Annotated in this window: 23 protein-coding genes and 1 pseudogene; 11 read left to right on the forward strand and 13 right to left on the reverse strand. The window is 72.9% G+C overall.

Going from position 1 to position 26,239, the window contains the following annotated elements:
* Window positions 1-45 precede the first annotated feature (45 nt).
* Together ABD191_RS19695 and ABD191_RS19700 are read right to left on the reverse strand one after the other, a co-directional pair.
* Window positions 46-1,014 carry a GNAT family N-acetyltransferase gene (locus ABD191_RS19695; protein ID WP_344083935.1) on the reverse strand — a complete coding sequence of 323 codons (969 nt, stop codon included), beginning with the start codon at window positions 1,012-1,014 and terminating at the stop codon, window positions 46-48.
* A gap of 50 nt (window positions 1,015-1,064) precedes the next feature.
* Window positions 1,065-1,481, reverse strand: a complete 417-nt coding sequence (locus ABD191_RS19700) for a cellulose binding domain-containing protein (RefSeq protein ID WP_344083938.1) — start codon at window positions 1,479-1,481, stop codon at window positions 1,065-1,067.
* 124 nt (window positions 1,482-1,605) lie between these two features.
* Here ABD191_RS19700 and ABD191_RS19705 point away from each other — a divergent pair, with 124 nt between their 5' ends.
* Complete coding sequence (locus ABD191_RS19705; RefSeq protein WP_344083941.1) at window positions 1,606-2,040, forward strand: VOC family protein; 435 nt, start codon at window positions 1,606-1,608, stop codon at window positions 2,038-2,040.
* 284 nt (window positions 2,041-2,324) lie between these two features.
* Here the strand turns inward: ABD191_RS19705 and ABD191_RS19710 are convergent, their stop codons facing one another.
* A complete protein-coding gene (locus ABD191_RS19710) occupies window positions 2,325-2,747 on the reverse strand; it encodes an MmcQ/YjbR family DNA-binding protein (RefSeq protein WP_344083944.1) in 423 nt (140 codons plus the stop codon).
* A gap of 48 nt (window positions 2,748-2,795) precedes the next feature.
* Here ABD191_RS19710 and ABD191_RS19715 point away from each other — a divergent pair, with 48 nt between their 5' ends.
* Together ABD191_RS19715 and ABD191_RS19720 are read left to right on the forward strand one after the other, a co-directional pair.
* Window positions 2,796-3,557, forward strand: a complete 762-nt coding sequence (locus tag ABD191_RS19715; RefSeq protein ID WP_344083947.1) for a class I SAM-dependent methyltransferase — start codon at window positions 2,796-2,798, stop codon at window positions 3,555-3,557.
* Window positions 3,558-3,571: 14 nt separating this feature from the next.
* Window positions 3,572-4,147 carry a DinB family protein gene (locus ABD191_RS19720; protein ID WP_344083950.1) on the forward strand — a complete coding sequence of 192 codons (576 nt, stop codon included), beginning with the start codon at window positions 3,572-3,574 and terminating at the stop codon, window positions 4,145-4,147.
* Window positions 4,148-4,221: 74 nt separating this feature from the next.
* Here ABD191_RS19720 and ABD191_RS19725 read toward each other — a convergent pair whose 3' ends face one another.
* The 5 genes and pseudogenes from ABD191_RS19725 to ABD191_RS19745 all read right to left on the reverse strand — a co-directional run.
* Entirely contained in the window at window positions 4,222-4,953 is a 732-nt protein-coding gene (locus tag ABD191_RS19725) for a YwiC-like family protein (protein ID WP_344083953.1), read from the reverse strand.
* Window positions 4,953-6,263, reverse strand: coding sequence for a multicopper oxidase domain-containing protein (locus ABD191_RS19730; protein WP_344083956.1), 1,311 nt, complete (start codon window positions 6,261-6,263; stop codon window positions 4,953-4,955). The genes ABD191_RS19725 and ABD191_RS19730 overlap by 1 nt, the downstream gene beginning before the upstream one ends.
* A gap of 3 nt (window positions 6,264-6,266) precedes the next feature.
* Window positions 6,267-7,472, reverse strand: a complete 1,206-nt coding sequence (locus ABD191_RS19735; protein ID WP_344083959.1) for a hypothetical protein — start codon at window positions 7,470-7,472, stop codon at window positions 6,267-6,269.
* Window positions 7,469-8,596: a hypothetical protein gene (locus ABD191_RS19740; protein WP_344083962.1), complete on the reverse strand. Its 1,128-nt coding sequence runs from the start codon at window positions 8,594-8,596 to the stop codon at window positions 7,469-7,471. Before ABD191_RS19740 ends, ABD191_RS19735 begins: the two co-directional genes overlap by 4 nt.
* Before the next feature lie 119 nt (window positions 8,597-8,715).
* Window positions 8,716-9,375, reverse strand: a pseudogene (locus ABD191_RS19745) (helix-turn-helix transcriptional regulator); the annotation flags it as partial.
* A 49-nt stretch (window positions 9,376-9,424) separates the two neighbouring features.
* Between ABD191_RS19745 and ABD191_RS19750 the strand changes: the two are divergent.
* The 7 genes from ABD191_RS19750 (at window position 9,425) to ABD191_RS19780 (ending at window position 18,533) form a co-directional block, all read left to right on the forward strand.
* The gene (locus ABD191_RS19750) at window positions 9,425-10,000 is read left to right on the forward strand and encodes a hemerythrin domain-containing protein (RefSeq protein ID WP_344083965.1); all 576 of its coding nucleotides are present in this window, start codon (window positions 9,425-9,427) and stop codon (window positions 9,998-10,000) included.
* A gap of 81 nt (window positions 10,001-10,081) precedes the next feature.
* Window positions 10,082-10,519: a hemerythrin domain-containing protein gene (locus ABD191_RS19755; RefSeq protein WP_344083968.1), complete on the forward strand. Its 438-nt coding sequence runs from the start codon at window positions 10,082-10,084 to the stop codon at window positions 10,517-10,519.
* Window positions 10,520-10,625: 106 nt separating this feature from the next.
* Complete coding sequence (locus tag ABD191_RS19760; RefSeq protein ID WP_344083971.1) at window positions 10,626-14,279, forward strand: nitrate reductase subunit alpha; 3,654 nt, start codon at window positions 10,626-10,628, stop codon at window positions 14,277-14,279.
* A complete protein-coding gene (narH, locus tag ABD191_RS19765; protein ID WP_344083973.1) occupies window positions 14,280-15,950 on the forward strand; it encodes a nitrate reductase subunit beta in 1,671 nt (556 codons plus the stop codon).
* A 5-nt stretch (window positions 15,951-15,955) separates the two neighbouring features.
* Window positions 15,956-16,579: a nitrate reductase molybdenum cofactor assembly chaperone gene (narJ, locus tag ABD191_RS19770; protein ID WP_344083976.1), complete on the forward strand. Its 624-nt coding sequence runs from the start codon at window positions 15,956-15,958 to the stop codon at window positions 16,577-16,579.
* The gene (gene narI, locus ABD191_RS19775) at window positions 16,576-17,325 is read left to right on the forward strand and encodes a respiratory nitrate reductase subunit gamma (RefSeq protein ID WP_344083980.1); all 750 of its coding nucleotides are present in this window, start codon (window positions 16,576-16,578) and stop codon (window positions 17,323-17,325) included. Before narJ ends, narI begins: the two co-directional genes overlap by 4 nt.
* A 17-nt stretch (window positions 17,326-17,342) precedes the next feature.
* Complete coding sequence (locus ABD191_RS19780; RefSeq protein ID WP_344083983.1) at window positions 17,343-18,533, forward strand: MFS transporter; 1,191 nt, start codon at window positions 17,343-17,345, stop codon at window positions 18,531-18,533.
* On the opposite strand, the gene ABD191_RS19785 is transcribed toward ABD191_RS19780, so the two are convergent.
* The 4 genes from ABD191_RS19785 to ABD191_RS19800 all read right to left on the reverse strand — a co-directional run bounded on the left by ABD191_RS19785 (window position 18,499) and on the right by ABD191_RS19800 (window position 23,227).
* A complete protein-coding gene (locus tag ABD191_RS19785; protein WP_344083986.1) occupies window positions 18,499-19,503 on the reverse strand; it encodes a GlxA family transcriptional regulator in 1,005 nt (334 codons plus the stop codon). The genes ABD191_RS19780 and ABD191_RS19785 overlap by 35 nt on opposite strands.
* Window positions 19,504-19,561: 58 nt before the next feature.
* Window positions 19,562-20,143: a cysteine hydrolase family protein gene (locus tag ABD191_RS19790; RefSeq protein WP_344083989.1), complete on the reverse strand. Its 582-nt coding sequence runs from the start codon at window positions 20,141-20,143 to the stop codon at window positions 19,562-19,564.
* Between the two features lie 70 nt (window positions 20,144-20,213).
* Entirely contained in the window at window positions 20,214-20,852 is a 639-nt protein-coding gene (locus ABD191_RS19795) for a class I SAM-dependent methyltransferase (protein ID WP_344083992.1), read from the reverse strand.
* 74 nt (window positions 20,853-20,926) lie between these two features.
* Window positions 20,927-23,227 (reverse strand): carboxypeptidase regulatory-like domain-containing protein, encoded by a 2,301-nt coding sequence (locus ABD191_RS19800; protein ID WP_344083995.1) that lies wholly within the window; start codon window positions 23,225-23,227, stop codon window positions 20,927-20,929.
* Here ABD191_RS19800 and ABD191_RS19805 point away from each other — a divergent pair.
* On the forward strand, window positions 23,217-23,624 hold the full coding sequence (locus ABD191_RS19805) for a hypothetical protein (protein ID WP_344083998.1): 408 nt from the start codon (window positions 23,217-23,219) through the stop codon (window positions 23,622-23,624). The genes ABD191_RS19800 and ABD191_RS19805 overlap by 11 nt on opposite strands.
* Before the next feature lie 39 nt (window positions 23,625-23,663).
* Here ABD191_RS19805 and ABD191_RS19810 read toward each other — a convergent pair whose 3' ends face one another.
* Entirely contained in the window at window positions 23,664-26,204 is a 2,541-nt protein-coding gene (locus ABD191_RS19810; RefSeq protein WP_344084001.1) for a carboxypeptidase regulatory-like domain-containing protein, read from the reverse strand.
* Between the last annotated feature and the right edge of the window lie 35 nt (window positions 26,205-26,239).

Below are 26,239 nucleotides of genomic sequence, written 5' to 3' on the forward strand. Positions count from 1 at the left end.
CCCAACGTCGTGCCGCCTGCGGCAACTATCGGTTACGCATCGAGACTAGTCAATAGCGGTGAGTGTGACCGCGTAGGTGACGCCGTGCGAGTCGACCTCGAAACCGGCCCGTTCGTAGACGCCCACGGCGCCGGTCGGGCTGCTCGCGTCGACATTGAGCACGACCTCGCGGGCCCCCGCGTTGCCGGCGGCGGCGAGCACGGAGCCGAGCAGCGCGCTCGCGATCCCGCGCCGGCGCCAGTCGCGCGACGTGCCCACGTGTCCCACATACACGCGGTGCGGCTGCGGGTCGGTGTAGGCCAGGCAGTAGCCCGCGATCCGGTTGCCGTCCAGCGCCAGCCGCGACAGCGCCGGCAGGAAGGTGGCCGAGTCGACCGTGAGGCGCCGCCACTCGGCCTCGGGCCGCCGTTGGTAACCCCAGTGGTCCTGGAACGCGTCCATGTGCGCCGCGTACAGATCATTGCCGTACCCCGGGGAGTACGGCACGAGCGTCAGCCCGTCCGGCAGCGCACCCGTGACGGCGAGAGCCGCCGAGCCCGCCGAGGTGTCGGCGACCATCTCGAACCAGTGCCGCACGGGCGCGAACCCGAACCGCCGGTAGAGCCGGATCGCCGGCTCGTTGCCGGCGAGCACGTCCGCGTGCACCGACCAGGTGGCGCCCGGCGCGACCGTCCGGTGGATCTCCCGGGCCCGGCCCATCTGCCAGTCGAGCAGCTCACGGCCCAGCCCTCTGCCGTACCAGGCCGGGCGGACCCCGCCGACCAGGTCAACGCGGAAGCCGCCCGGCGGTGGCGTCGGCACCAGCCCGACCGCCACGATCTCACCGTCGCCGGACACCACGACCCTGGTGTCGTGCCCGATGTCGCGCACGATCGAGTCGATGACGGCGCGGGTCTCATCGACGTCGTTGGCCGGCTGGCCCCCGGCGGCGATGTCGACCTGGTTCAGCAGGTCGGTCACCGCCTCGGCGTCCGCGTCGGCATAGGGGCGCGTGGTGAGCTGGGCGGTCGGCATTCCTCGACGGTACGACGGGCCGCAACGGGATTTCCGTGCGTGTCAGATTGTCACGCCCGGAAGCACAGGTAGTTGTTGACCGTGATGTAGTTCGGCACCTCGGTCGTCGCGGCGAACCCGCTCCACCCGAAGGAGAACACCGCGTACGGGCGGACATTCGCGTTGAACGGCCCCGGCGTGGCGAGCACCGTACCGTACGGGTCCTGTCTGATCACCGCGTCCCACACGGCGCCGATCCGGGTCGGCTGGTTGAACCGCCAGCGCACCACCCAGGTGGTGAGGGCGGCGCTCTTGTTGAGCACGTAGATGTCGGCCATGAAGCCGCCGGGCCACTCGTCCTTGATGTCGTAGCGGCAACTGAATGCGGGATAGGGGTCCACCACGGCGGCTGCCGGGGACGCCGTCGTGACCAGGGCGGTGGCCGCGGCGGTGACGGTCACCAGGGCGTTACGCAGTCGGGCCCACATCGTGTTCGCCTCCGGGTCGCTCCGGCGCGGTCGACCCGCGCAGTCGATGTGTCACTATGCGTTATAAATCAGTAACTGTCAATGTAATCGGTTTCGTGTCGGTGGGGCTGGTTAACATCCGCCCATGGCGTACGACTTCCAGGTCACCATCGACAGCTCCGACCCGCACACGCTCGCCGACTGGTGGGCGGAGACCCTCGGCTGGGAGGTGGAACCCAGCGATGAGGCGTTCATCCGCCGCATGGTCGACGAGGGCCACGCGAGCGAGGAGGACACGACGACCCACAACGGGGTGCTCGTCTGGCGCGTGGGCGCGGCCATCCGGCCACCCGCCGACGGCGAGGTGCCCGCCCACCGGGTCCTGTTCCAGGTGGCCCCGGAGAAGAAGATCGTCAAGAACCGCGTCCACCTCGACATCCGCGTCGGCGACGACGACCGCGACGAGGTGGTCGCCCGCCTGAGCGCCCGCGGGGCGACGAAGCTGTGGGACGGCAACCAGGGCCCGTTCACGTGGGTCACCATGGCCGATCCCGAGGGCAACGAGTTCTGCGTCGCCTGACCCGGTGAAGGTGATCATGTTGGCCGGCGAAGGGCGACGTCCCACAGGACACGCTCTTGCCGCAGCTCAGCCGAGATAGACTCCTGGCGACCGGACGGAAGTGGTATCGCGATGAGCTTGGCTGTGCTGGAGCCGCCGCCGGCCGCGGTGAAACGTTGACGCTGGCCCACCCATTCGCCTGCGACATCAACGCCGACGCTCTCATCGACTGGTAGCCGCGCGTTCCTATTCGTGCCGTGGACGGTCTGTGTCCACGTCCACCCCGGCAGGGATGATCCGGCCGGTCACGGTGGTGGATGTGCCTTCAGCCAGGCTGCCGCCCGGCGCGCTGAGGCGCGCGACAGCCAGGCGTCCTGGATGAGTTCGGCCAGTTCCCGGCGCGTGATCTCGCCTACCCGGCTGGCCCGCAACAGCACCGACGGGTGGCCGTCGAAGTGGGCGGTGGTGAAGAACGGCGACCTGGCGTCCTGGACCAGGGCCTGCTTGTCCGCCTCCGACTCGACCCAGAAGACGATCACGTCCGGGTAGCGTTGCCCCGTCTGTGGGTCGACCGCGTCCGGCCGGGGATTGCGGAAGAAGACGAAGGACTTCCCGCCCACCTGGTAGACCGGATTGTCGCCCGTGCCGTACTCGACGGTGACATGCGGCATGGCCGCCGCGAGCTCGTGCACGTCCTCGATGCCAGCCGGCCGGTCGTCGTCCGCCACCTCCCGAAGGTACCCGTACCCGCGCCGGGTCGTGCCAGGATGCTCGGCATGCCTGTTCGTGCCCTCAGCTTCGGCGCGGTCGCGCACGCGTACGAGCGCTTCCGGCCGGGATACCCCGCGGAGCTTTTCGACCTCGTCATGGCCTACGCGGGTCGGCCGGTTCGCACCGCCCTCGAAATCGGCGCCGGGACCGGCAAGGCGACCCGCCTGTTCGCCGACCGCGGGGTGGCGGTCACCGCGACCGAGCCCGATGAGGCGATGCTCGCCGAACTTCGTCGGCAGGTGCCGGCCGCCGCGACGACGCGCGCCGCGTTCGAGGACATCGAACCGGGCGACCGGTACGGGCTGGTGTACGCGGCGGCCGCCCTGCACTGGACGAACCCGCAGGGCCGCTGGCCGCGCGTGGCCGCGTTGCTGGAACCGGGCGGCGTGTTCGCCTCGTTCGGCGGGCCGGTCCAGCCGGCCGACCCCGCCGTTGAGGAGGCGGTCCGCGCGGCCCGGGCGCCGTTCCTGGACAGCGACGATATTCCCTCGCCCGACGGCACACCCCCCGACCAGGACATGCAGTGGCCGGGCACGGAACTCGAACGCTGCGGGTCGTTCGTCGACGTCCGGCAGTGCGTGATCAGGCGTCGGCTGACGATGAGCGCGGCCGACTACGTCGGCCACCTGTCGACCATCTCGGCGTACCTCGAACTTCCGGCGGCCGACCGGGAACAGGCGTTGCGTCGGATCCTGGGCGTCCTGCCGGACACGGTGGAGATCTCCGCCGACATCGTCGCGCATCTCGCGCGCCGGTCAGGGCACTGACGGGGGCGCCGACCATGATTGACGACTTCGCCAAGCAGTACCTGCACCGTCAGCTGCGCAGAGTCCGCGAGGCACTGGTCTGGAAGCTCGACGGGCTCGGCGAGTACGACATCCGCCGGCCGTTGACGGCGACCGGCACCAACCTCCTCGGGCTCGTCAAGCACACGGCGTACTCGGAAGCCCGGTATCTCGGCGAGGTCTTCGGCCGGCCGTTCCCCGGACCGGTGCCGCGCTGGAACGACCCGGGCGCCTGGGAGAACGAACATTGGGCCACGGAGCATGAGACGCGCGCGGACCTGCTGGACCTCTACCGGTCCGTCGGCGAACACGCGGACGCGACCATCAACGCCCTGCCCATCGACGCGCCGGGGCACGTGCCGTGGTGGCCGAGTCCGGACGTGAAGCTGTTCAACGTCATGGTCCACCTCCTCAACGAGGCCACCCGGCACGCGGGACACGCCGACATCCTGCGCGAACAGCTCGACGGCAGGACCGGCACGACGGCCGATGACGAGCGACCCGCCGACGCGGTAGCCCGCGAGGCCTACCGCGCGAGGATCGAACAAGCGGCCAGAGCCGCCGGGCAGTAGATCTTCGGGGATTCCGGTCGTCATAGCGACCCGGATCCCCGAAGATCTACTGCGCCTACCCACGATGGCGGTTGTCAGCCGGTAGCGGCGGCCGCGAGGACGAGCACGGACGCCACGATCTCGGTGATGCCCACACGCTTGGGCGTGAGCGACAGCCGGGGCGAGACGATCGCCCGGACCAGCAGGAGCCCGAAGACGACCGCGAACGCCGGGCCCAGCCACGCCGCCACGGCCAGGGCGAGCGCGTGGTACGCGACGGAGGCGCGGCGGTAGGCGACGCTGCCCCGCTCCCGGATCATCGTCTTGACGTGCAGCACCGTGCCGACGAAGTAGAGCAGCACGGCCACGAACGCCGGCCAGACCGAGGCGGGCGGCGCGCCCGCGCAGAACGCCACGACGAACACCATGACGCAGCTCTGCGCGACCGAGGCGAGGTCGTTGATCAGCGACCGTTCCCGGCGACGGCGGGCGTAGCCGACGTTGACCGCCAGCAGCGCCGCGTAGACGGGCGCGAAGACGACGACGCCGGGGCGGGCGGCGACGACCGCGAGGCCGGCCGCGGCGGTGACCGCGCCGTAGAGCAGCAGTTGGTCGCGCACCCGGCCCGGGCGGCCGGTCTTGACGGCCAGCAGGGCGTAGTACGACCACAGGTAGCCGCCCAGCCAGGCGATCAGCAGCGGCAGGTGCACCCAGCGCGGGCCGGCGACGAGCACGCCCGCCAGGAACGGCAGCAGCAGCATCGCCCAGGCGCCGTGCTGGGGTGGGACGTAGCGGCGCACCGCGCGGCGGCGGACCGGGGCGCTCATCAGCGCACCTCGAACACGCCGCGGGCGCCGCGCTCGGCGTCGACCATGGCGTGGCTGACGAACGGGTAGCGCCCGGCGGCCGGGAAGACCGCCTCGACGAAGCCGCCGGCCGCGGGCGCGAGGTCGAGCACCTGGGCGCCGCCCGGGTCGTCCGGGCGCAGCTCGTAGCGGCCCTCCCGGTAGACCGTGTCGAACTGGGTGCCGACGATGTGGAACGCGCTGTCGCGGCTGGGCCCGGCGTCGAGCACCCACACGCGGACCCGGTCGCCGGCGCGGGCGGCCAGCGGCCGGTGGGCGTACTGGGCGACGTAGCCGTTGAAGACGACCGCGTCCGGGCGCTCGGCCCGCATCTTGGCCAGGTCGCCGGTCGCGCCGTGCGCGCCGAGGTACAGCTCCGACTGGACGAGGACGTACTCGCGGTCGACGGGGGCCAGCTCGGGCGGGTCGATGATGACGGCGCCGTACATGCCATTGCCGATGTGGTAGAGCATCGGCATCGTCGAGCAGTGGTACATCCAGATGCCGGCCTTCGTCGCCGTGAAGCGGTAGACGAGCGACTCCCCCGGCTCGATGGGGCGCATGGGCCCGTCGGGGGACAGCGCGCCGGCGTGGAAGTCGACGCCATGGTCCACTCCGCCGTCGTTGCGCAGGGTGATCTCGAACGTGTCGCCGACCCTGCCGCGCAGCACCGGGCCGGGGACGGTGCCGTTGAACGTCCACAGTGTCTGGTTGACGCCGGGCGCGACGTCGCCGACGACCTCCCGCACACGCAGCTCCAGGCGGTGGACCCGGCCGGTCGGCGCGACCGGCGCGGCGGCGTCGCGGGCGGCGAACCCGGCGGCGGGCTCGGCCATGGGGTCGAAGGCCCCGTCCACCGCCGCCTCGTGATCGTGCGACGCGGCGGCGGTCGTGATCGTCAGCGTCATGCCGGCCTGCTTGTGGCCGGGCAGCGAGCACCAGGCCGCGACCTCGCCGCCGATGACGCCCGCGTCCAGCGTGACGGTCGCGCCGCCCGCGACCGCGGCCGTCCTCGGGCCCGTGGCGAGCACCAGGTCGTGGCGGCGGTTGTCCGTGTTCGTCAGCTCGATCACCAGCCGGTCACCGGCGGGCACGGTGATGCGGTCGGGGTGGAAACGCATGCCCTTCGCGGTCACCTGGACGGTCGTGGTGTGACCGGTCGCGGCGACCGCGACCGTGGGGGCCGGCGCGGCGTCCGCGCCGCGCTCGGCCACCACCCCGACGAGTACGGCCAGGAGGACGAGCGCGAGGCCGGCGGCGACCCCGCCGAGCGGGCGTTGGGGGGCGGACACGGGTTACCTCCGGGCGGCGAGCAGGAGTCGGACGGCGGGGATGAGGAACTGCAGCAGGGCCGCGAGGACGAGCAGTGACGTGAGGATGCGCACGTACGGCGGGGTGGGCAGCACGAACACGACCAGCGCGGCGTTGCCCATGGCGACCCGCTGCGGCCAGTGCCGGTCCAGTGCCTCGGTGCGTTCGCGCACCTTCGCCGGGCCGCCGCCGAGCACGACCGGCAGCAGGAACGACAGGGCGCCGACGAGCACCTGGGCGACGAACCCGATGAGCAGGGGCACGAGGACGACGGCGAAGCGGTCCGCGGCGGCGGCCGGGTCGGCGGTGCCGAGCAGGCTCCACGCGTCCATGCCGAGGGCGACGGCCAGCCAGCCCACGGCCGCCGCGATGGACCACGCCGCGAACGACCCGGGAGCCTTGCGGCCGGCGGTCGCGACCATGGGCCGAACGGCGATCGCGACGCCCGCCCCGAACAGCGCGACCCCGCCGGCCGCCAACCAGGGCCACCACGCGAGTACGCCCACGGCGAGCAGCGCGAGACCGGCCCCGGAGGCGGGCAGCGCCGACCGGGCGGCCGGGACGGCATCGGGGATCATCCGGGTGCGCAGGACGGTCGGCCACAGCATGAACAGCGTGCCGAGCACGGTCAGGGTGATCCAGCCGAGCAGGTTGACATGCGCGTGGAACAGCAGCAGCCGGGGGCGCCCGTCACCGTCGACGAGCATCGCCGCGCCGACCGGTACGCCGGTCAGCAGGGCCACGCAGGCGGCGAGGTAGTAGTGCACCGTGACGGTCAGCGGGGCGGGCAGGGCGGCGCGGACCCGCCGGGCCAGCCAGGCGAGGTGGGCCGCGACCGCCACGAAGACGACGGCCGCGCCGCCGACGCCGAGCCACGGGCGGTCGGCCGTGCCGCCGACGAGCACGCCGGCCACGCCCACGTTGAGGGCGGCGAGGCGGCCCGCCTCCGCGCGCCGGTCGACCGGCGCCGGCACGCGCAGGAGCGCGGCCGTGAAGTGGGCGCTCCAGATGAGGATCGCGTTCGTCGCCGCGCCGAGCAGCAGCAGGTGGATCGCGAGCCAGCGCCACGTCGGCAGCAGCGGGTGGGCGAAACCGAGCGCGACGACGCCGGCCAGGTAGGCCAGTGGCAGCGCGCCGACCCGCCGGTGCCACCGCGACCGTGGCGACGGCGGCGCCTGGGTCCCGGTCACGACCGGCCCCTTCCCCTGGCCGCGAGCGAGCCGGCGCACGCGGCGAACAGCAGCACGGACGCCACGTTGGCGACCCCGGCCCAGCGCCACACGGGTTCAAGCCCGGCGGCGTCGCCGAGCACGACCCGCGCCAGGAGGGAACCGTGCAGCAGCGCGAGCGGCGCGTAGAGCACCGGGTGGTACGGCAGCGGGCGGCGGAGCACGGCCGGCAGGATCACCGGGGCGTGCACGAAGATCATGGAGAGGACGAAGCCGAGGAACACCGCGTGTGTCGCGGCGTCGTAGCGCGGTCCGTCCATCGTGGACCCCGCGCCGGCCCAGAGGACCCCGGCCACGGCGAGCCAGGCGTACCCGGCCAGCAGGCCGGCGCCGCCATAGCGGGGCAGCCCGGTGCCGCGCACCGTACGGCGGGCCGCGTCGTACGTGGCGAGCCACGCGACCATGGCGAGCAGGCCCGCGCCGAACAGGTGGGCGCCGGTGACCGGCCACAGCGTCGCCGCCGTCGCGCCCCCCATCAGGGCGGCCAGGGCCGCGAGGAACCAGCGCCGGGCCCGTTCCCCGGCGACGAACGCGAGGTCGAGCCGCTCGCCCGCGATGGTGGCGATCGCGAAGGTGGCCAGCCACGGCACGACCTGCGGCACGTCGTAGCCGCCGAGCCAGAGCAGCGTCGCCGCGTACCAGGCCAGCGCGCCGGCCACCTGTCCCAGCAGCGCCGGGCCGGGCTGGCGCCGCCACAACTGCCGGTAGACGCCGAGCAGGGCCACGGCGGCCGTCGCGAGCAGGAGCTTGGCGCCCAGCGTGGGGCCCGTGGCGAGCAGGGCGAGCGCGCCGAGCCCGGAGCAGGCCGGGGCGAGCAGCGCCCAGCCGGACCCGAGCGCCACCGCGCGTTCGAGGGCGACGAGGGTACCCACGAAGCCGAGGACCATCAGCGGCCCGTGCACCTCGGGCAGCGTCGGGCGCGGCACGGGCAGGTCGACGCCGAGCAGCAGCAGGGCCGACCACAGACCGCCGGCCAGGGCGAGCGCCCCGGCGGCCAGCGGCGGCACCCGCCACCCGGGCCGGGCACGGGCCGCGGCGGTGACGCTGGCGGCCGGGGGGAGGCTGGCCGCCGCGGGGCCGGTCACGGCTGGGCGCCGGAGGCGGGCGGCTTCGCGCCGGAGTCGGGTGGCTGCGCGCCGGAGTCGGGTGGCTGCGCGCCGGGGGCGGACGGCTCCGCGCCGGGGGCGGACGGCTCCGCGCCGAGCATCCGGACGACGCAGGCGGTCGGGGCGCCGAACGGCTCCAGGATCACGGTCGCGTCCGGGGCGCCGGCCGCGCGCAGCGCGCCGCGTACCACCCCGGCGTGCAGGCCGCACATGACGTCCGGCTGCTTGCCGACGAGGTCCAGGAACGGGCACCGGCGCAGATGGACGACCGTCTCCGTGTCGTCCGGCTGCCGCGCCGGGTCGAAGCCCAGTCCGTCGAGGACGGCGAGCGCGGTGTCGACCGGCGCGGTGGGCGCCACGGCGGCGGCGAGGTCGCGTCCCCAGCTCTCGCCGGCGCGGGCGGCGACCGCGGGGGCCTCGTCGCCGGCCGAGGCGAGGTGCTCGATCAGGGCGGCGGCGAGCGCCCGGTACGGCGCCGGGGCGGGGTCGTCCGCGATGGCCCGGTAGCGCCACGCGGGCCGGCCGGGCTGGCCGGCGCTGGCCCGGGCCTTGACGAGGATGCCGGCCTCGACGAGCCGGTCGAGGTGGGCGCGCACGGTGTTGAGGTGCAGGCCGGTGCGCGCCGCGATGTCGGCCGCGGTGAGGCCGTGCTCGGCGCGGATCAGGCCGAGGATCTCCACCCGGCTGGCCGAGGCGAGTGCCCGGTGATGCGGAGTGTCGATCGTCTCTCCGGCGGGGCCTTTCCTTCTCGTTTCCACAGTGCTTAACGTTATAACGTCAAACGACGTCAAAACCAGGAGGGGTGCTATGGCCCACATCCAGATCACCGACCGCGGCACCGCCGAACGTGCCGCCGACCACGCCGCCGCCGAGGCGGTCGTCGCGCATCACGCCCAGCTGGCCGCCACCCTCGACGGGTACGCGCGGGCGCTGCGCGAGGCTGCCCAGGGCGAGGACGCGCCGCGCCTGTGGCAGCACCGGGAGGCCCTCGTGACCTGGCTGCACGGCGAGCTGCTGCCGCACGCGTACGCCGAGGAGGCCGCCCTCTACCCCGTCGCCGCCGCCCAGCCCACCGGCCGGCGCCTGATCGACGGCATGCTCGCCGAGCACGTGGCCATCGGCGACCTCGTGAACGAGCTGGAGAACGCCGCCTCCGCCGTGGCGCTGGCATCCGCGGCGCGGGCCCTGTCCGCCGTCTTCGCCGTCCACCTGGCCAAGGAGAACGACCTCGTGGTGCCGCTGCTCGTCGAGGCGCCCGACGTCTCACTCGCGGGGCTGCTCGACGGGCTGCACGACCTCATCGGCGCGGCGGACGACAAGGGCTGCGACTGCGGCGGCTGCGGCTGCGGTGCCGCCGGCCCCGGGGGCTCGGCCAACGAATAGACGGGACTAAAGACCCTGTCCGGACACGCCGGCGCAGACCGAGGCTTACGCGGCCAAGCGGCCACGGGGACGGAGATTCACATGTGTAACTACTGCGGTTGCCGCGAGTTTCCGCTCATCGGACGCCTCAGCGACGAGCACGAGGCGATCGAGAACGCGGCCGGCCGGCTACGGCGGTCGATCGAGGCGTCCGGCGCCGACCGGTTGCCCGCCCTGGACGCCCTGATGGCCCTCCTGCTGCCGCACACCGCGACCGAGGAGCAGGGCCTGTTCGCGGCGGTGCGGGAGGAGGGCTCCCTGACCACCGCGGTGGACGCCCTGTGCGCCGAGCACGACGACATCCACGGCGTGCTCGGCGCGCTGGACCGGGCGGCCCCCGACTGGCCGGCCGTGCTGGCGGTGCTCGACCGGCTGCACCGGCACATCGACAACGAGGAACACGGCCTGTTCCCGGCCGCCGTGATCGCGCTCCCGATCGCCGCCTGGGACCGGATCACCCCGCAGGACATGTCGCTTTAGTTCCCTCTTCGCGCACAAAGTCCGGCGCGCAGCTGGGAAGTTCACCCAGGATGGTTATGAATAGCCGTAATCGTTATCAAGGGACCCAGGGGAAGGAACAGTCGAGATGGCGGACGCGGGACGGGCGCTACTCGCCGTGGGCGGACTGGTACGCCGCGCGGAGGTGTCGCCCGACGGCCGGGCGCTGTACGAGACAGGTGGGCGCGAGGCCGACGCCTTCTACCGCGACCGCTGGTCCTACGACAAGGTCGTGCGCTCCACCCACGGGGTGAACTGCACGGGCTCCTGTTCCTGGAAGGTCTACGTCAAGGACGGGATCATCACCTGGGAGCAGCAGCAGACCGACTACCCGACCGTGGGGCCCGACCGGCCGGAGTACGAGCCGCGCGGCTGCCCCCGGGGCGCGGCGTTCTCCTGGTACACCTACTCCCCCACCCGGGTGCGCTACCCGTACGCCCGGGGGGTGCTCGTCGAGATGTTCCGTGAGGCCAGGTCGCGTCTCGGCGACCCCGTGCTGGCGTGGGCCGACATCCAGGCCGACCCGCTGCGGCGGCGGCAGTACCAGCAGGCGCGCGGCAAGGGCGGCCTGATCCGGGTCACCTGGGACGAGGCGCAGGAGCTGGTGGCGGCCGCCCACGTGCACGCCATCAAGACCTACGGCCCGGACCGGATCGCGGGCTTCTCCCCCATCCCGGCCATGTCGATGGTGTCGCACGCGGTCGGCGCCCGGTTCATCAGCCTCATCGGGGCGAGCATGCTGTCGTTCTACGACTGGTACGCCGACCTGCCGGTGGCCTCCCCGCAGGTGTTCGGCGACCAGACGGACGTGCCCGAGTCGGGCGACTGGTGGGACGCCGCCTACCTGATCATGTGGGGCTCGAACGTGCCGGTGACCCGCACGCCGGACGCCCACTGGATGGCCGAGGCCCGCTACCGGGGCCAGAAGGTCGTCGTGGTCTCCCCGGACTACGCCGACAACGTCAAGTTCGCCGACGACTGGCTGCCCGCCCAGCCCGGCACCGACGGGGCGCTGGCCATGGCGATGGGCCACGTGATCCTCAAGGAGTTCTTCGTCGACCGGGCCACGCCCCGCTTCGTCGACTACGTCACCCGCTACACCGACCTGCCCTACCTGGTCTCCCTCGAACCCGCGGCGGACGGCGCGTACCGCCCGGGCAAGTTCCTCACGGCCGCAGACCTGGGCGGGCCCGACGACGAGGCCGCGTTCCGCCCCCTGGTCTGGGACACCGCGACGGACGCGCCGGCCGCGCCGAACGGTTCGCTCGGCGACCGGTTCAGCGAGGCCGGCGTCGGCCGGTGGAACCTCGACCTCGGCGCGATCGAGCCGCGGCTGAGCTGCGCGGGCGGCGACGCGGTCGAGGTCGCCCTGCCGCGCTTCGACACGGACGCCGCGGTGGTCATGCGCCGCGGCGTGCCCACGGCCACGGTCGGCGGCCGGCTCGTCACCACGGTGTACGACCTGATGCTCGCCCAGTACGGGGTGGCCCGCCCGGGCCTGCCGGGCGCGTGGCCGGCGGACTACGACGACCCCACCGAGCCCCACACCCCGGCCTGGCAGGAGCCCATCACGGGCGTGCCGGCCGGCGCGGTGGCGCGGATCGCGCGGGAGTTCGCCGACAACGCGGAGCGCTCCGGCGGCCGGTCGATGATCCTCATGGGCGCCGGCACGAACCACTGGTTCCACTCGGACACGATCTACCGGGCGATGCTGGCCCTGACCACGCTGACCGGCTGCCAGGGCGTCAACGGGGGCGGCTGGGCACACTATGTGGGCCAGGAGAAGTGCCGCCCGGTGACCGGCTGGGCGCAGCTCGCGGGCGCGCTGGACTGGTCGCGCCCGCCCCGGCAGATGATCGGCACGGCGTACTGGTACCTGCACACCGACCAGTGGCGCTACGACCAGTACGACGCGGGCGCGCTCGCCTCGCCGCTGGGACAGGGCACGTTCGCCGGCCGGCACACGGCCGACCTGCTGGCCCAGTCGGCGCGGCTGGGCTGGATGCCCTCCATGCCGACGCTCAACCGCAATCCGCTCGACGTGGCCGACGAGGCCGTGGCCGCGAGCCCGGACAACCCGGGCCGCTACGTCGCCGACGCCCTGGTGAAGGGCGAACTCGGCTTCGCGTGCGAGGACCCGGACGCGCCCGGGAATTGGCCGCGGGTGCTCACGGTGTGGCGGGCCAACCTGCTCGGCTCCTCGGCGAAGGGCAACGAGTACTTCCTGCGGCACCTGCTCGGCACGTCCGCGTCGCTGCGCGCCGAGCAGGCGCCGCCCGGCCGGCGGCCCAGGGACGTGACCTGGCGCGAGGAGGCGCCCGAGGGCAAGCTCGACCTGCTGCTGTCGCTGGACTTCCGGATGACGTCGACGACGCTGTTCTCCGACGTCGTGCTGCCGGCCGCCACCTGGTACGAAAAGCACGACCTGAGCACCACGGACATGCACCCGTTCATCCACGCGTTCACCCCGGCGATCAACCCACCGTGGCAGACCCGGACGGACTTCGCGATCTTCCACGGCATCGCCACGGCGTTCTCCGCGCTGGCGGCGCAACACCTGGGCGTACGCAGGGATCTGGTCGCGGCGCCGCTCATGCACGACTCGCCGGACGCCATGGCGACCCCGCACGGGATCGTGCGCGACTGGCGCGACGGCACCACACCGGCGGTGCCCGGCACGACCATGCCGAAGTTCGTGGTGGTGGAGCGCGACTACGGGGCGGTCGCGGACAAGATGGCCTCGCTCGGGCCGCTGCTCGACCGGCTCGGCACGACCACCAAGGCCGTCACGGTCGACGTGAACCCCGAGGTCGAGCTGCTCGGCGAGATCAACGGCCGGGTACGCGGCGGCATCGCGGACGGCCGCCCCCGGCTGGACACGGACATCCGGGCATGCGAGGCGATCCTCGCGCTGTCCGGGACCACGAACGGCCGGGTGGCCACCGAGGGCTTCGAGTTCCTGGAGCGGCGCACCGGCCAGCGGCTGGCCGACCTGGCGGCCGAGCACGAGGGCAAGAAGATCCGCTTCGCGGACACCCAGTCGCGGCCCGTGCCGGTGATCACGAGCCCGGAGTGGTCCGGCAGCGAGCACGGCGGGCGCCGGTACTCCCCGTTCACGATCAACACCGAGCGGCTCAAGCCGTGGCACACCCTCACCGGGCGGCAGCACTTCTTCCTCGATCACGACTGGATGACCGAGTTCGGCGAGCAGCTGCCGGTCTTCCGGCCGCCACTGGACATGCACAGGCTCTTCGGCGAGCCCAGGCTCGGCCGCAACGGGGAGCTGGAGCTGACCGTGCGCTACCTGACGCCGCACTCGAAGTGGTCCATCCACTCCGAGTACCAGGACAACCTCATCATGCTGACGCTCTCGCGCGGCGGCCCGACGATCTGGATGTCCGAAGTGGACGCCGACAAGGTCGGCATCAGGGACAACGACTGGATCGAGGCGGTCAACCGCAACGGCGTGGTCGTCTGCCGCGCGGTGGTCACGCACAAGATGCCCGAGGGCACGGTCTACATGTACCACGCCCAGGAACGCGTCATCGACGTGCCGAAGGCCGAGATCAACGGGCGCCGGGGCGGCATCCACAACTCCCTGACCAGGCTGCTCGTCAAGCCCACCCACCTCATCGGCGGGTACGCGCAGCTCGCGTTCGCGTTCAACTACCTCGGCCCGACCGGCAACCAGCGCGACGAGGTCACCGTGATCCGTCGCCGCTCGCAGGAGGTGACCTACTAGATGCGCGTCATGGCGCAGATGTCGATGGTCATGAACCTCGACAAGTGCATCGGCTGCCACACCTGCTCGGTGACGTGCAAGCAGGCGTGGACCAACCGCTCCGGCGTGGAGTACGTCTGGTTCAACAACGTGGAGTCCCGGCCCGGCCAGGGCTATCCGCGCACGTACGAGAACCAGAACCGGTGGGAGGGCGGTTGGACGCGCACCCGGCGCGGCAAGCTCAAGCCGCGCGCCGGGGGCCGGATCAAGAAGCTGTTCAGCATCTTCGCCAACCCGAAGCTGCCGGCCATGCGCGACTACTACGAGCCGTGGACCTACGACTACGAGCACCTGCTGTCCGCGCCCGCTGGCGAGGACACCCCGGTCGCCCGGCCCAAGTCGCTGCTCACCGGCGAGGACACGAAGGTCACCTGGTCGGCCAACTGGGACGACTCGCTGGCCGGCGGCAACGAGATCGCCGCCGGCGACCCGATCCTCGCGCAGGTCTCGGGAAGGGTGCGCCAGGAGTACGAGAACGCGTTCCTGTTCTTCCTGCCCCGCATCTGCGAGCACTGCCTCAACCCGTCGTGCGCCGCGTCGTGCCCGTCGGGCGCGATCTACAAGCGGGCCGAGGACGGCATCGTGCTCGTCGACCAGGACCGGTGCCGGGGCTGGCGGATGTGCGTGACCGGGTGCCCGTACAAGAAGGTGTACTTCAACCACCGCACCGGCAAGGCGGAGAAGTGCACCTTCTGCTTCCCGCGCATCGAGATCGGCCAGCCGACGATCTGCTCGGAGACGTGCGTGGGGCGGCTGCGCTACATCGGCCTCATGCTCTACGACGCCGACTCGGTGGCCAAGGCCGCCGCCGTCGAGAACGAGCACGACCTCTATGACGCGCAGCGCGCCGTGTTCCTCGACCCGACCGACCCGGCCGTCATCGAGGCCGCCCGCCGCGACGGCATCCCGGACGACTGGATCGAGGCGGCGCAGCGCTCCCCGATCTGGCAGCTCATCATGAAGTACGAGGTGGCGCTGCCGCTGCACCCGGAGTACCGGACGATGCCGATGGTCTGGTACATCCCGCCCCTGTCGCCGGTGGTCGACGTGCTGCGCGAGACCGGTCACGACGGCGAGGACGCCGGCAACCTGTTCGGCGCCGTGGACGCGCTGCGCATCCCGGTCGACTACCTGGCCGGCCTGTTCACCGCGGGCGACCCGGCGCCGGTCCGGGGGGTGCTGCGGCGGCTGGGCGCGATGCGCGCGTACCAGCGGCGGGTCAACCTCGGCGAGGAGCGCGACGAGTCCATCGCCACCGCGGTCGGCATGACCGGCCAGCAGATCGACGACATGTACCGGCTGCTCGCGATCGCCAAGTACGAGGACCGCTACGTCATCCCGGCCGCGCACGCCGAGGACGCGCACCGCCTCGAACAGCTCGGCACGGAGTGCAGCCTCGACTACGAGGGCGGGCCCGGCATGGGCGGCGGCGGCCCGTACGGGCAGGGCCCGTTCGGCGAGTCGTCCGGCACCCCGCAACCGATCTTCGATGAGAACTTCCACATGCTGCGCAACCGCCAGACGGCCGACACGGTGGCCGCACCGGCGGACAAGCAGGCCCGCGTCAACCTGCTGAACTGGGACGGCAAGGGCACGCCCGACGGCCTCTTCCCGCCCAAGGACGAGAGGTGATCACCGTGGCCGAAGGCGACCTCGACAGAGCGGTGGCCGCCCGGGCGGCCTCCCTGCTGCTGCGCTACCCCGACGACGAGGTGCTCGCCGCGCTGCCCCTGGTGCGCGACGCCCTGGACGAGCTGCCGGGTCAGCTCGCCGCGCCCCTGCGGGCCGTCGCCGGGCACCGGGCGGGCGCCGACCCGCGTACGCTCGCCGCGCAGTACGTGGAGCTGTTCGACTTCCGGCGCCGGTGCTGCCTGCACCTGACCTACTACACGAGCGGCGACACGCGCCGGCGCGGCGAGGCGCTGGTCGGCTTCGCCGCCGCGTACAAGGCGGCGGGCCTGACGGTCGCGGACGGCGAGCTGCCCGACTACCTGCCGGCGGTGCTGGACCTGGCCGCGGCCGACGACCGTGGGTGGCGGCTGCTGCGCGAGCACCGGGTGGGCCTGGACCTGCTCGCGAAGGCCCTGGCCAAGGAGGGTTCGGTCTACCGCCACGCGGTCGAGGCCGTCCTGCTGATGCTGCCCGCCGCGGCGCCGGCCGACCTGGTCGCGGTCGCCCGCCTCGCCCGTACGGGCCCGCCTGTGGAGCAGGTGGGCCTGGAACCCTTCGGTCTCGTCGACACCAGTGGAGGTCGCCGGTGAACATCCTGCTCTGGGTCGTGGTGCCCTACCTGTCGGCGACCATCCTGGTCGGCGGCCTCATCTGGCGCTACCGCTACGACAAGTTCGGCTGGACCACCCGCTCGTCGCAGCTGTACGAGAACCGGATCCTGCGGTGGGGCAGCCCGCTGTTCCACTTCGGGGTCCTGATGGTCCTCATCGGACACATCGGCGGGCTGCTCATCCCGAAGTCGTGGACCGAGGCGGTCGGCATCTCGGAGCACACCTACCACCTGGCGGCCGTGTTCATCGGCACGGTGGCCGGCCTGTGCACGCTGATCGGGCTGGGGATCCTCATCGCCCGCCGCCGCCTCACCGGCCCGGTCTTCGCCGCGACCACGAAGAACGACAAGGTCATGTACGTGGTGCTGGTCGGCGTCATCGTGCTGGGCCTGCTGGCCACCCTGCGCGCCAACGCGTCCGGCCCCGGATACGACTACCGGGAGACGATCTCCCCCTGGTTCCGGTCGCTGTTCTCCCTGCGACCCGACCCGGACCTCATGGCGGGGGTCCCGGTGAGCTTCCAGATGCACATCCTGGTCGCGTTCGCGCTCTTCGCGTTCTGGCCCTTCACCCGCCTGGTGCACGCGTTCAGCGCGCCCGTCGGCTACCTCACCCGCCCGTACGTCGTCTACCGCAGCCGCGACGCCCGTCCCCGTCCCGGCCTGCGCCCGGCCCGGCCCGGCTGGGAGGGCCCGCCCCGGGTGCCCAGCCGCACCCGCCGCTGACCGCCTGAGGAACAACCATGTCGACGACCACAACCGCCCGGCGGGGCGCGACCCTCAACCTCGCCCTGGCCACCATCGGCTTCCTCGTCAACTTCTGGGCGTGGGCGCTGCTCGGCCCGCTCGGCCCCGGCATCAAGGAGCGCCTGGGGCTCAGCTTCGCCGCCCAGTCGCTGCTCGTCGCGATCCCGGTCGTGGTCGGCTCGCTGGGCCGCGTCCCGATCGGGGCGCTGACCGACCGGCTCGGTGCGCGCGTCATGTTCCCGGTGGTCAGCCTCGCCACGGTCGTGCCGGTGCTCACGCTGGCGTTCGTGGACTCGTTCCCCGCGCTCGTCGTCACCGGGTTCTTCCTCGGCATCGGCGGCACGGCCTTCGCGGTGGGCGTACCGCTCGTGTCCGGGTGGTACCCGCCGGCCCGGCGTGGGTTCGCGATCGGCGTGTTCGGCGTCGGCATGGGCGGCACCGCCATCTCGAACTTCACCACGGTCAAGCTGGTCGACACCTACGGCAAGCAGACACCCTTCCTGCTGGTCGCCGCGATCCTCGTGGCCTACGCGGTCGTGGCGTTCCTGCTGATCCGCGACGCGCCGGACCGCCAGCGGCCGGTCGGCTCGGCGTGGGCGCGCACGGCCGAGGTCGGCCGGCTGGCCGTGACCTGGCAGCTGTGCTTCCTGTACGCCGTCGGCTTCGGCGGGTTCGTGGCATTCAGCGTCTACCTGCCCGCCTACCTCAAGACGGCGTACGAGCTGTCCGCCAACGACGCGGCCCTGCGCACGGCCGGGTTCGTCGTCCTGGCGGTCATCGCCCGCCCCACGGGCGGCTGGCTGTCCGACAGGTTCCACCCGGTGCCTGTCCTCGTGTGGTGCTTCTCCGGCACGGCCGTGTTCGCCGTGATCCAGGCGTTCCAGCCGACGCTCATGCCGGTCGGCACGATCGCCTTCCTCAGCATGGCCGCGCTGCTCGGCGCGGCCAGCGGGGCGGTGTTCGCGCTGGTCGGCAAGGTGGCGCCCGGCGACAAGGTGGGCACGATCACCGGCGTGGTCGGCGCGGCGGGCGGCCTGGGCGGCTTCGTGCCGCCGCTCATCATGGGCTGGGTGTACGGGCTGGAGGGCTCCTACGCCATCGGCCTGATGCTGCTGTCGGACATCGCGCTCGCCGCGGCCGTCTACACCGGCGTCAAGATGAGCGGCCTGGCCCGCCGGCCGGCGTAACCGGCATAACCGTCGGCGCCGTCGGTCCAACCGGCTGTGGCAGCGTCGGTGCGGCCGGCGGCGTGGCGGCCCGGGCGCGCAGCCGGCGCAGCATCCGCGCGTCCGTGAAGCCGACCGCGTGGGCCGCGGCGTCCACCGTGGCGCCGTGCCCGATGAGGTGCTCGGCCCGCTCCACGCGGAGCAGCTGCTGGTAGCGCAGCGGGGTCAGGCCGGTGGCGCGGTCGAACAGCCGGGTCAGGGTCCGCTCGCTCACCCCGCCGGCCGCGGCCAGCTCGGCCAGCGGCAGGGGGTCGGCGAACCGGGCGTCGATGACGTCCTGCACCCGGTGCACGGCGTCACTGACGTGCGCCCGGTGCCGCAGCATCGCGCTGGCCTGCGGCTCGTCGCCGTTGCGGCGGGCGTACACCACCATGCCGCGCGCCGCGCGGGCCGCCAGCGCCGGCCCGTGCCGCACCGCCACCAGGTGCAGGGCGAGGTCGATGCCACTGGCGATGCCGGCGGACGTCACGACCCGGCCGTCCGTCACGAACAGGACGTCCCGCACGACGCTCACCCGCCGGTGGCGGGTGGCCAGGCACTCCTGCAGCTCATGGTGGGTGGTGGCGCGGCGGCCGTCGAGCAGCCCGGCGCGGGCGAGCGCGAACGCTCCGGCGCAGACGCTGGCGACCGTGCCGCCGGACCGGTGATGGCCGGCGAGGCGGTCGAGGGTCGCTCTGGTGAACTTGTCGTCCCAGGCGGGCCCCCGGGTCCGCCAGCCGGGCACGAGCACCAGATCGTCCGCGGACAGCCGCGGCCACGTCAGGGCGGCGCCCAGCGGCACGCCCTGCGCGGTCGGCACGTCCTCCCGCTCGCCCACGTAGTGCAGCTCGTACTCCGCGCCGAGGTCGGCGGCCGTGGAGAAGACCTGCGCCGGACCGGCGAGGTCGAGCAGGTGCACCCCGGGGGCGAGCAGGAAGACGACCTTGGTCACGCCGGCGCCCCCGCGGCGCGTCGGCGTAGCCGTGCGTGGGACCCGGGCAACGGTCCGCTCACGCGACCAGCTCGTCGACCGTGGCGATGGTGGCGAACCGGCCGGCCAGGGCGTACTCGGTCCGGGCGATGATCTCCTCGGCGGACAGCGTGCGCGGATCGGCGAGGATCTCCTCGACGGAGCGGCCGGCCGGCGCGTCCTGGTGCTCGATCGGGTTGGTCGCCGTGGCGTCGATGACGAACGTGACCCGGTAACCGAGGTCGGACGCCAACCGCGCCGTCGTCTCGACGCACTGCTCGGTGCGCAGGCCGCACACCACCACCTCGCCGATACCCCGCGCCGTGAGCAGCTGCTGCAGGTTCGTGGTGGTGAAGGCGTTGTGCGCCGTCTTGGTGAGCACCGGCTCGCCGGGGCGCGCCTCGAGACCCTCCATGAGGCGCACGTACCCGCGCGCCGGGTCGAACACCGTGTCCGAGCCGGGCTCGGCGTGCAGCACCCAGACCACCAGGTCGCCGTTGGTGCGGAACGATTCGGCCAACCGGTCCACCGGCTTCACGATGTCCGGGTTCGAGATCGCGCCCCAGATCGGGCGCTGACGGAACGACTCCTGTACGTCGATGACGACGAGTGCTCGCTTCATGCCCCCGATCCTGTCCCCCGCGACCCCGCGCGCGGCAGGCACCATCATGCCCGAGACCGGACCGATCCGGTCACCCGGCCGGGCGGCGCAGCGTGAGCGAATGGAAGTGGTGTTCGTGGTCGGCCATCGGCACCCGGTGACTGTCGACCACCTCGAAGTACCCGCGGGCCGCCTCGACCATCTGCTCCTCGCTGCGCCAGGCGAAGAACCGGTGCGGCTCGTGCTTGTCCCAGTCGACGATGCCCTCCTCGCCCAGGCCGCCGTAGGCGCCCAGGAAGAACAGCCCGCCGGGCACGAGCACGTCGCGGATGGCGCCCAGCACGGTCGGCAGGTCGGCCGTGGGCACGTGCAGCAGGCAGTTCACCGCGTACACGGCGTCGAAGGAGGCCGGCTCGAAGCCCAGGTGGAGAAAGTCGCGCACGTGGGCGTCCAGGCCCTTGGCGCGGCAGCGGGCGACCATCTGCGGCGACAGGTCCGTGGCGACGACCGTCAGGCCGTTGTCGCGGAAGAACACGCTGTCCTGGCCCGTGCCGGCGCCGATTTCCAGCAGCCGGGCCGCTCCCGCCTCGCGGAGCCGGGCCAGGAACGCCGCCCGCTCGACGATTTTCCACCCGGCCTTGATCTCCGCGTCGCGCATGGCGGCGCCGCCGTCATAGGCGGTACGCAGCCGGTCGAGCACCTCGTCGTAGCGGAACCCCGGGTCAGTCACCGCTCGGTTATACCGGCCGGCCGCCACCCGGCGACGTCCGGCCCGCGCGAACGGGCCGGACGTCGACCGTTGCGTTACGGGGTCAGGGTGAAGTCGGCCGTCACCGTGCCGGATGCCGGCACCCGCAACTCGTCCGCCTCGGCGTTGGTGTTCGCGTCCCGCCACCACCGGGCCGCCCGCACGCCGTCCACGGAGCCCTCGGCAAGCAGATCGACCTTCTGCGGCCCGAGCACCCAGGCGCGGTAGGTGCCGTCCGCGTTGACCTCGGCGTAGCTGCGGTGGTCGTGCGTGCGCGCGTTGTAGACCGCCACCAGGGCCCAGTTCAGCGGCGCACCGGCCGGCGTGGACACCACGCCGGTGACCGCGGTGCCCTTGCGCATCGCCAGGTCGTACCGCGTGGTCGCGCCCGCCCGGACCCGCACCGTGGTCGCGTCGGCGCGCTCGGCCACCGCGCCGGACCACTGGCCGGCGTAGTCGGGATGCCAGAACGACAGCTTCCACCGGTACGGGCCGAGGTTGTCCAGGGCGTACCGGCCGTCGGCATCCGTGATCGCGACAACGCTCTGGCTCATCCCGCCGATGTTGACGTAGGCCCCGCCGACGGGCCGGCCGGTTGCCCGGTCGGTGACCGTGCCGGAGATGGTGCCCCGGGCGTCGAAGCGCACGACGACTCTGGTGGTCACCCCTTCCCGGATGGTGAACACCTTGGCCTCGTCCTGGTTGCCCACGCCGCCGTGCGGGCCGACCCACTGGGCGCCGTGCACGTCGTCGTACACCGGGGCGAACAGGTGGTACCGGTCCGGGGTGATCCGCCCGAACGTGTAGCGGCCCTGGTCGTCGGTGCAGGCGAAGGTGCCCTCGGCCGGCTCGGGCGCCCGGTCGACCAGCCTGGTCGTCAGGCAGGCGTTGGGGATCGGCGCACCCGTGCGGGCGTCCACGGCCGTGAACTCGATCGAACCGCCGGCCCTGAGCGCCACAGCCCTGGTGACCCGTTCGCCGGTGGCGACCCGGATGTCGGTGACCGTGCCGGGCAGGTGGACGCCGTCGTCGACCATCACCGTGTACGTTCCCTCGCTGACCTCGAAGTCGACCACGCCCGTCGTGGTGCACCGGTAGGCGTTGGCGGTGCCCCCCAACGTGGCACAGAAGTTGTCCACCGCCGCCCCGGTCGTGGCGTCGGTGGCGGTGACGCTCACGGTGGCGGCCCCGAAGAGGGTCTCCTCGAGGTAGACGCTCCCGTGGTCGTCAACCACGACCCGTTGCGCGGCCGTCGCGGTCGTCGCGCGGTGGTACCACTGGACCAGGCCGTTCCACTCGAACCGAACCGTGTAGGTGCCGGGCCGGACGATCACATTCCACTGTCCGTACACGCCCGTCTCGTAGGTCCGACCGGTGTTCACCTCGGTGAGAACGACAGTCGCGCCGTACGCCACCTCGCCGTTGTCCCGGACGAGGTGGCCCATCACCCACGCCCACGGGAACACCGCGGCGTCCGCGACAACGGACCCGCCGGCCTCCACCGTGATCTTCTCCGCACCGGCCTCGTCCTCGGCCGCGGGCCACCACTGCTCGGGCCGCTGAGCCTGCAGAAGGTGGAACCGCACCGTGTACTGCCCGGGCAGGAGGGTGAGCCGGTACCGGCCGGTTTCGTCGGTGAACGTGTAGACGGACGTGCCGGTCGCGACCGACCGTGCCTCCACCGTGATGCCGGCGACAGGGTCGCCCCGGTCGGTGACGACGCCGGTGATCGCGCCCGTCGGGAGCAACTGCTCGTCCACAATGGTCGGCGGACCCAGCTCGACCGTGACCGGGTCGGCGTCGGCGAGGGTCGTCCTGCCACGCACGAACTGAACCGGCCCCGATCCGTACGAGGACGCCACCGACAGCTTGTACGTGGCGGCGGGCAGATATCCGAACGAGTACGCACCGTTCTGGTCGGCGTACACGTTGGTCAACCACCCGTTGTCCGCGTCGTACAGCACGACGTGGGCGCCGGGGGCGACCGCCCCGCTGGCGGTGGTGATGTGACCGGCGATCCCGCCGTGCGCGACCGCCCGGTCGTTGAGGACCTTCTCCTCGCCGATCGCGGTGATGGTGAAGGTGCCGCCCGAGGCGAAGTCCGGCTGGCCGGGCCAGAACTGGAACATCAGCCCGCCGGGCAGACCGATCCGGAGCTTGTAGGTGCCCACCGGGATGGTGGGGATCCGGAACCGCCCGTCGGCGTCGGTGCTCCCGTACCGGATCGGGGAGCCCGTGGCCACCGAGTAGACGGACAGGGAGAGGTACGGCACGCCGACCCCGTTGTCCGTGATCTGGCCGCTGACGATGCCGCCTGGACACTGCGGTGCCGAAGACGGCGGGCGCGTGGTGGACACGACCGGGGACCCGGACGACGCCCCCGTTGTCGGGGGCCGCGTCGACCCACCCCCGGGACAGGCCGAGGAGGTCGGCGCGTGCGGCGACCTCGACGACCCCGTGACGGACGGCGACCTGGTCAGCGTGGGTGACCCAGTCGAGGGTGCGGCGATGGTTGAGGGTGCGGCGATGGTCGACGGCGCGGCCGGGCCCGACGTTGACGTCTCGTCCGCCGTCGCGCCGGGCGCGGTGGCGGACGCGCCGGCATTGGCTGGCGCGGCCAGCGCGGGCAGGGCGACGAGCCCGACGGCTGCCACCGCCGTCATCGCCCCCGCCAGCAACGATCTGATCGACATGGCGTCCTTTCCGGTGATCGGGTGGTCGTCCCGGGGACGCGGTGACGTCCGATCCGCGTGACGCGGACCGGACGTCGCCGCCCTCCCTCCCCGGGGGCGGTCAAGGCGCGAGGACGAAATCGGCGGTGAGGGTTCCGGCGGGGGGTACGGGGATGGTGCGGCCACGGGTGAAGTCCGCGACGCCGGGATACCAGCGCTGGACCCAGGAACCCGCGGCGCTGCCCTCGAAGAGCAGCTTGACCTTGTTCGGCCCGGTGACGTGCAGCCGGTAGCGCCCGTCGCTGTCCAACGGCACGTACGCCAGGACGTCGAAGGTGTCCGCGTCGACCGCGCTGACCTGGGCCCAGTCCGGCACGCCGCCGCCCGGGACGGTGATCGCACCGGTGATCAGCACGCCGGTACGCAGCGTCGCGTCGTACCGCGTGGTCTGGCCTGTCCTGACGCGCACGCCGGTGGCCTTCAGGCGGTCCGTGCCGCCGCCGGACCAGACGCCCGCGTAGTCGGGGTGGGTGAACAGCAACGGCCAGGAGTAAGGGCCGAGGCCGTCGATCGTGTAGCGGCCGTCGGCGTCCGTGCCCGTGCCCTTGCCGCCGGCCATGACGGTGGCGTCGGCCACGGGCCGGCCGGTGGCCCGGTCGGTGACCACGCCGGTGATCGTGCCGGCGCGGTCGAGACGCACGGTCACCCGGGTGGTGGCGCCGCCCCGGATGGTGAGCACCCGCGCGGCGGCCTGGCTGCCGACGCCGCCGTGGTCGCCGAGCCACTGCGACCCGTGCACGCCGTCGTACGCCCCGGCGAACAGGTGGTACCGGTCCGGCAGGATCCGGGGCAGCGTCAGCCGGCCGTCGGCCTCGGTGCACCCGCTGTTGCCCTCGACGAAGTACGGCGGGCGGGCCGCCGGCACGGTGTGCAGGCAGACGCCGTTGACGGCCTCGCCGGTGCGCGCGTCGACGACCGTGATGTCGAGGATGCCGGCCGGCTTGAGCGGCACGGCGACGTCCACCGTGGCGCCCCTGGCGACCCGCACGTCGGGCACCGAGGACAGCAGGTGGACGCGGTCGTCGACAGTGATCTTGTAGGTGCCCTCGCCGGTGCGGAACACGACCGTCCCGTCGTCGGTACAGGTGATCTCGTAGCGGGAGCTGCCGTCGAGGGTGGCGCAGAACGACTGCGCGCGCTCCCCGCTGACCGCGTCGACGGCGGTGACGTTCACCGTGCTCAACGGCAGCAGCGTGTCCTCGATGAGCGTCTCGGTGCCGGCGGGCACGACGATGCGGTCGGCCTCGGCCGCCGACGTCTTCCCGTACGCCCACTGGGTCTGGTAGCTCGTCTCGTAGCGCACGAGATACGTGCCCGGGCGCACGTCCATCGCCCACCGGCCACTGGCGTAGAGGCTCGTCTGGTACGAGCGACCGGTGGCCTGGTCGGTCATGACGACGCTGAGGAAGCCGTGGTCGGAGCCGTCCGGGGTGTGCACGTAGCCGGCGGCCCTGGTGGCCGGCAGGGCGGTCTCGTCGGCGACGAACGTGGCGTCCTCGGTGACCGTGATGACGTCGGCGTCGGCCTGCGACTCCTTGCCGCGCCACCACTGGTCGATCTCGCCGTCGGCGGGGTCGAAGTGCAGCTGGTACGTGCCGGGTCGCAGCCAGAGCCGGAACGTCCCGTCGCCCTCACTCCGGTTGATGATCTTAGAGCCGCCGGTCGTGGACACCGCCTCGACGAGCACGTTGGCCAGCTTCCGGCCGTCCATCGTGTAGCTGCCGGTGACCCGGCCGAGCGGGAGCAGGCTCTCGTCGAGCGTGGTGCGCGTGCCGACGGCCACGGAGTAGACGCCGGCCGTGGCCCCGTTGGGCTTGTCGGGGGCGTACTGGATGGGCGCGCCGTAGCGGGCGGGCGACGCGGCCAGGATGACGTCGCCGGCCTTGACGAAGGGGAACAGGTAGTTGCCGTCCGCGTCGGCGAACACGCTGCCGATCGGTGACCCGGTGGCCGCGGACAACTGGACGTACGCGTTGGCGACCGGGGCGCCGGCCGCCGTGGTGATCCGGCCGCCGAGCGAGCCGTGCGGGCGCGCCCGCTCGACGATGGTCTGCTCCTCCCCGCCGACCACGGTCAGCACGGTCGCGAGGTCGGAGGTGGCCTGCGCGGGGTAGTACTGCAGGAACCCGTACGGCAGGTCGAAGCGCAGCTTGTAGGAGCCCGGCCGGAGATTGGCGAGGCGGAACCGGCCCGCCGCGTCGGTGGTCGTGGTCTGGCCGATGGCGCCGATGGACAGCACCAGCGCGACCGTGGCGCCGGCGACCGGGGTGTCACCGTCGAGCACCTGGCCGGAGATGACGCCGCCGGAGCCGCTGGTGGCCGGCGGACGGGTCAGGTCGGGTCCACGCGTGGCCGTGGGGGTGCCGGGTTGGGTGGCGGCCAGCGGGGGCGAGGTCGCCGGCCCGGTGGTGGCCTGTGACCCGGTCGCACCGGGTGTCGTGGCGGCCGGCAACGTCGCCGGCGGTGAGATCGTGGCCGGCGGCGTGGCGGCCGCGGCCCGGTGGGCCGCCGGGGCGGCTGCCGCCGGCAGCACGGCGAGCCCGGTGGCGGCGAGGACGGTCAGGGCGGTGGCGATGAGCAGACGGGTGGGACGGGCAGGCATCGTAGGCACCTCGCGCGGGTACTGGGACGGATACC

Source organism: Luedemannella helvata, from assembly GCF_039528415.1.
Lineage (GTDB): Bacteria > Actinomycetota > Actinomycetes > Mycobacteriales > Micromonosporaceae > Luedemannella > Luedemannella helvata.

Excerpts from the sequence above, each read along its gene's own strand:
- ABD191_RS19695 (WP_344083935.1), bottom strand. The coding sequence starts at position 1,014 with ATGCCGACCGCCCAGCTCACCACGCGCCCCTATGCCGACGCGGACGCC.
- ABD191_RS19700 (WP_344083938.1), bottom strand. The coding sequence starts at position 1,481 with ATGTGGGCCCGACTGCGTAACGCCCTGGTGACCGTCACCGCCGCGGCC.
- ABD191_RS19705 (WP_344083941.1), top strand. The coding sequence starts at position 1,606 with ATGGCGTACGACTTCCAGGTCACCATCGACAGCTCCGACCCGCACACG.
- ABD191_RS19715 (WP_344083947.1), top strand. The coding sequence starts at position 2,796 with ATGCCTGTTCGTGCCCTCAGCTTCGGCGCGGTCGCGCACGCGTACGAG.
- ABD191_RS19720 (WP_344083950.1), top strand. The coding sequence starts at position 3,572 with ATGATTGACGACTTCGCCAAGCAGTACCTGCACCGTCAGCTGCGCAGA.
- ABD191_RS19725 (WP_344083953.1), bottom strand. The coding sequence starts at position 4,953 with ATGAGCGCCCCGGTCCGCCGCCGCGCGGTGCGCCGCTACGTCCCACCC.
- ABD191_RS19750 (WP_344083965.1), top strand. The coding sequence starts at position 9,425 with ATGGCCCACATCCAGATCACCGACCGCGGCACCGCCGAACGTGCCGCC.
- ABD191_RS19755 (WP_344083968.1), top strand. The coding sequence starts at position 10,082 with ATGTGTAACTACTGCGGTTGCCGCGAGTTTCCGCTCATCGGACGCCTC.
- ABD191_RS19760 (WP_344083971.1), top strand. The coding sequence starts at position 10,626 with ATGGCGGACGCGGGACGGGCGCTACTCGCCGTGGGCGGACTGGTACGC.
- narH (WP_344083973.1), top strand. The coding sequence starts at position 14,280 with ATGCGCGTCATGGCGCAGATGTCGATGGTCATGAACCTCGACAAGTGC.
- ABD191_RS19780 (WP_344083983.1), top strand. The coding sequence starts at position 17,343 with ATGTCGACGACCACAACCGCCCGGCGGGGCGCGACCCTCAACCTCGCC.
- ABD191_RS19790 (WP_344083989.1), bottom strand. The coding sequence starts at position 20,143 with ATGAAGCGAGCACTCGTCGTCATCGACGTACAGGAGTCGTTCCGTCAG.
- ABD191_RS19810 (WP_344084001.1), bottom strand. The coding sequence starts at position 26,204 with ATGCCTGCCCGTCCCACCCGTCTGCTCATCGCCACCGCCCTGACCGTC.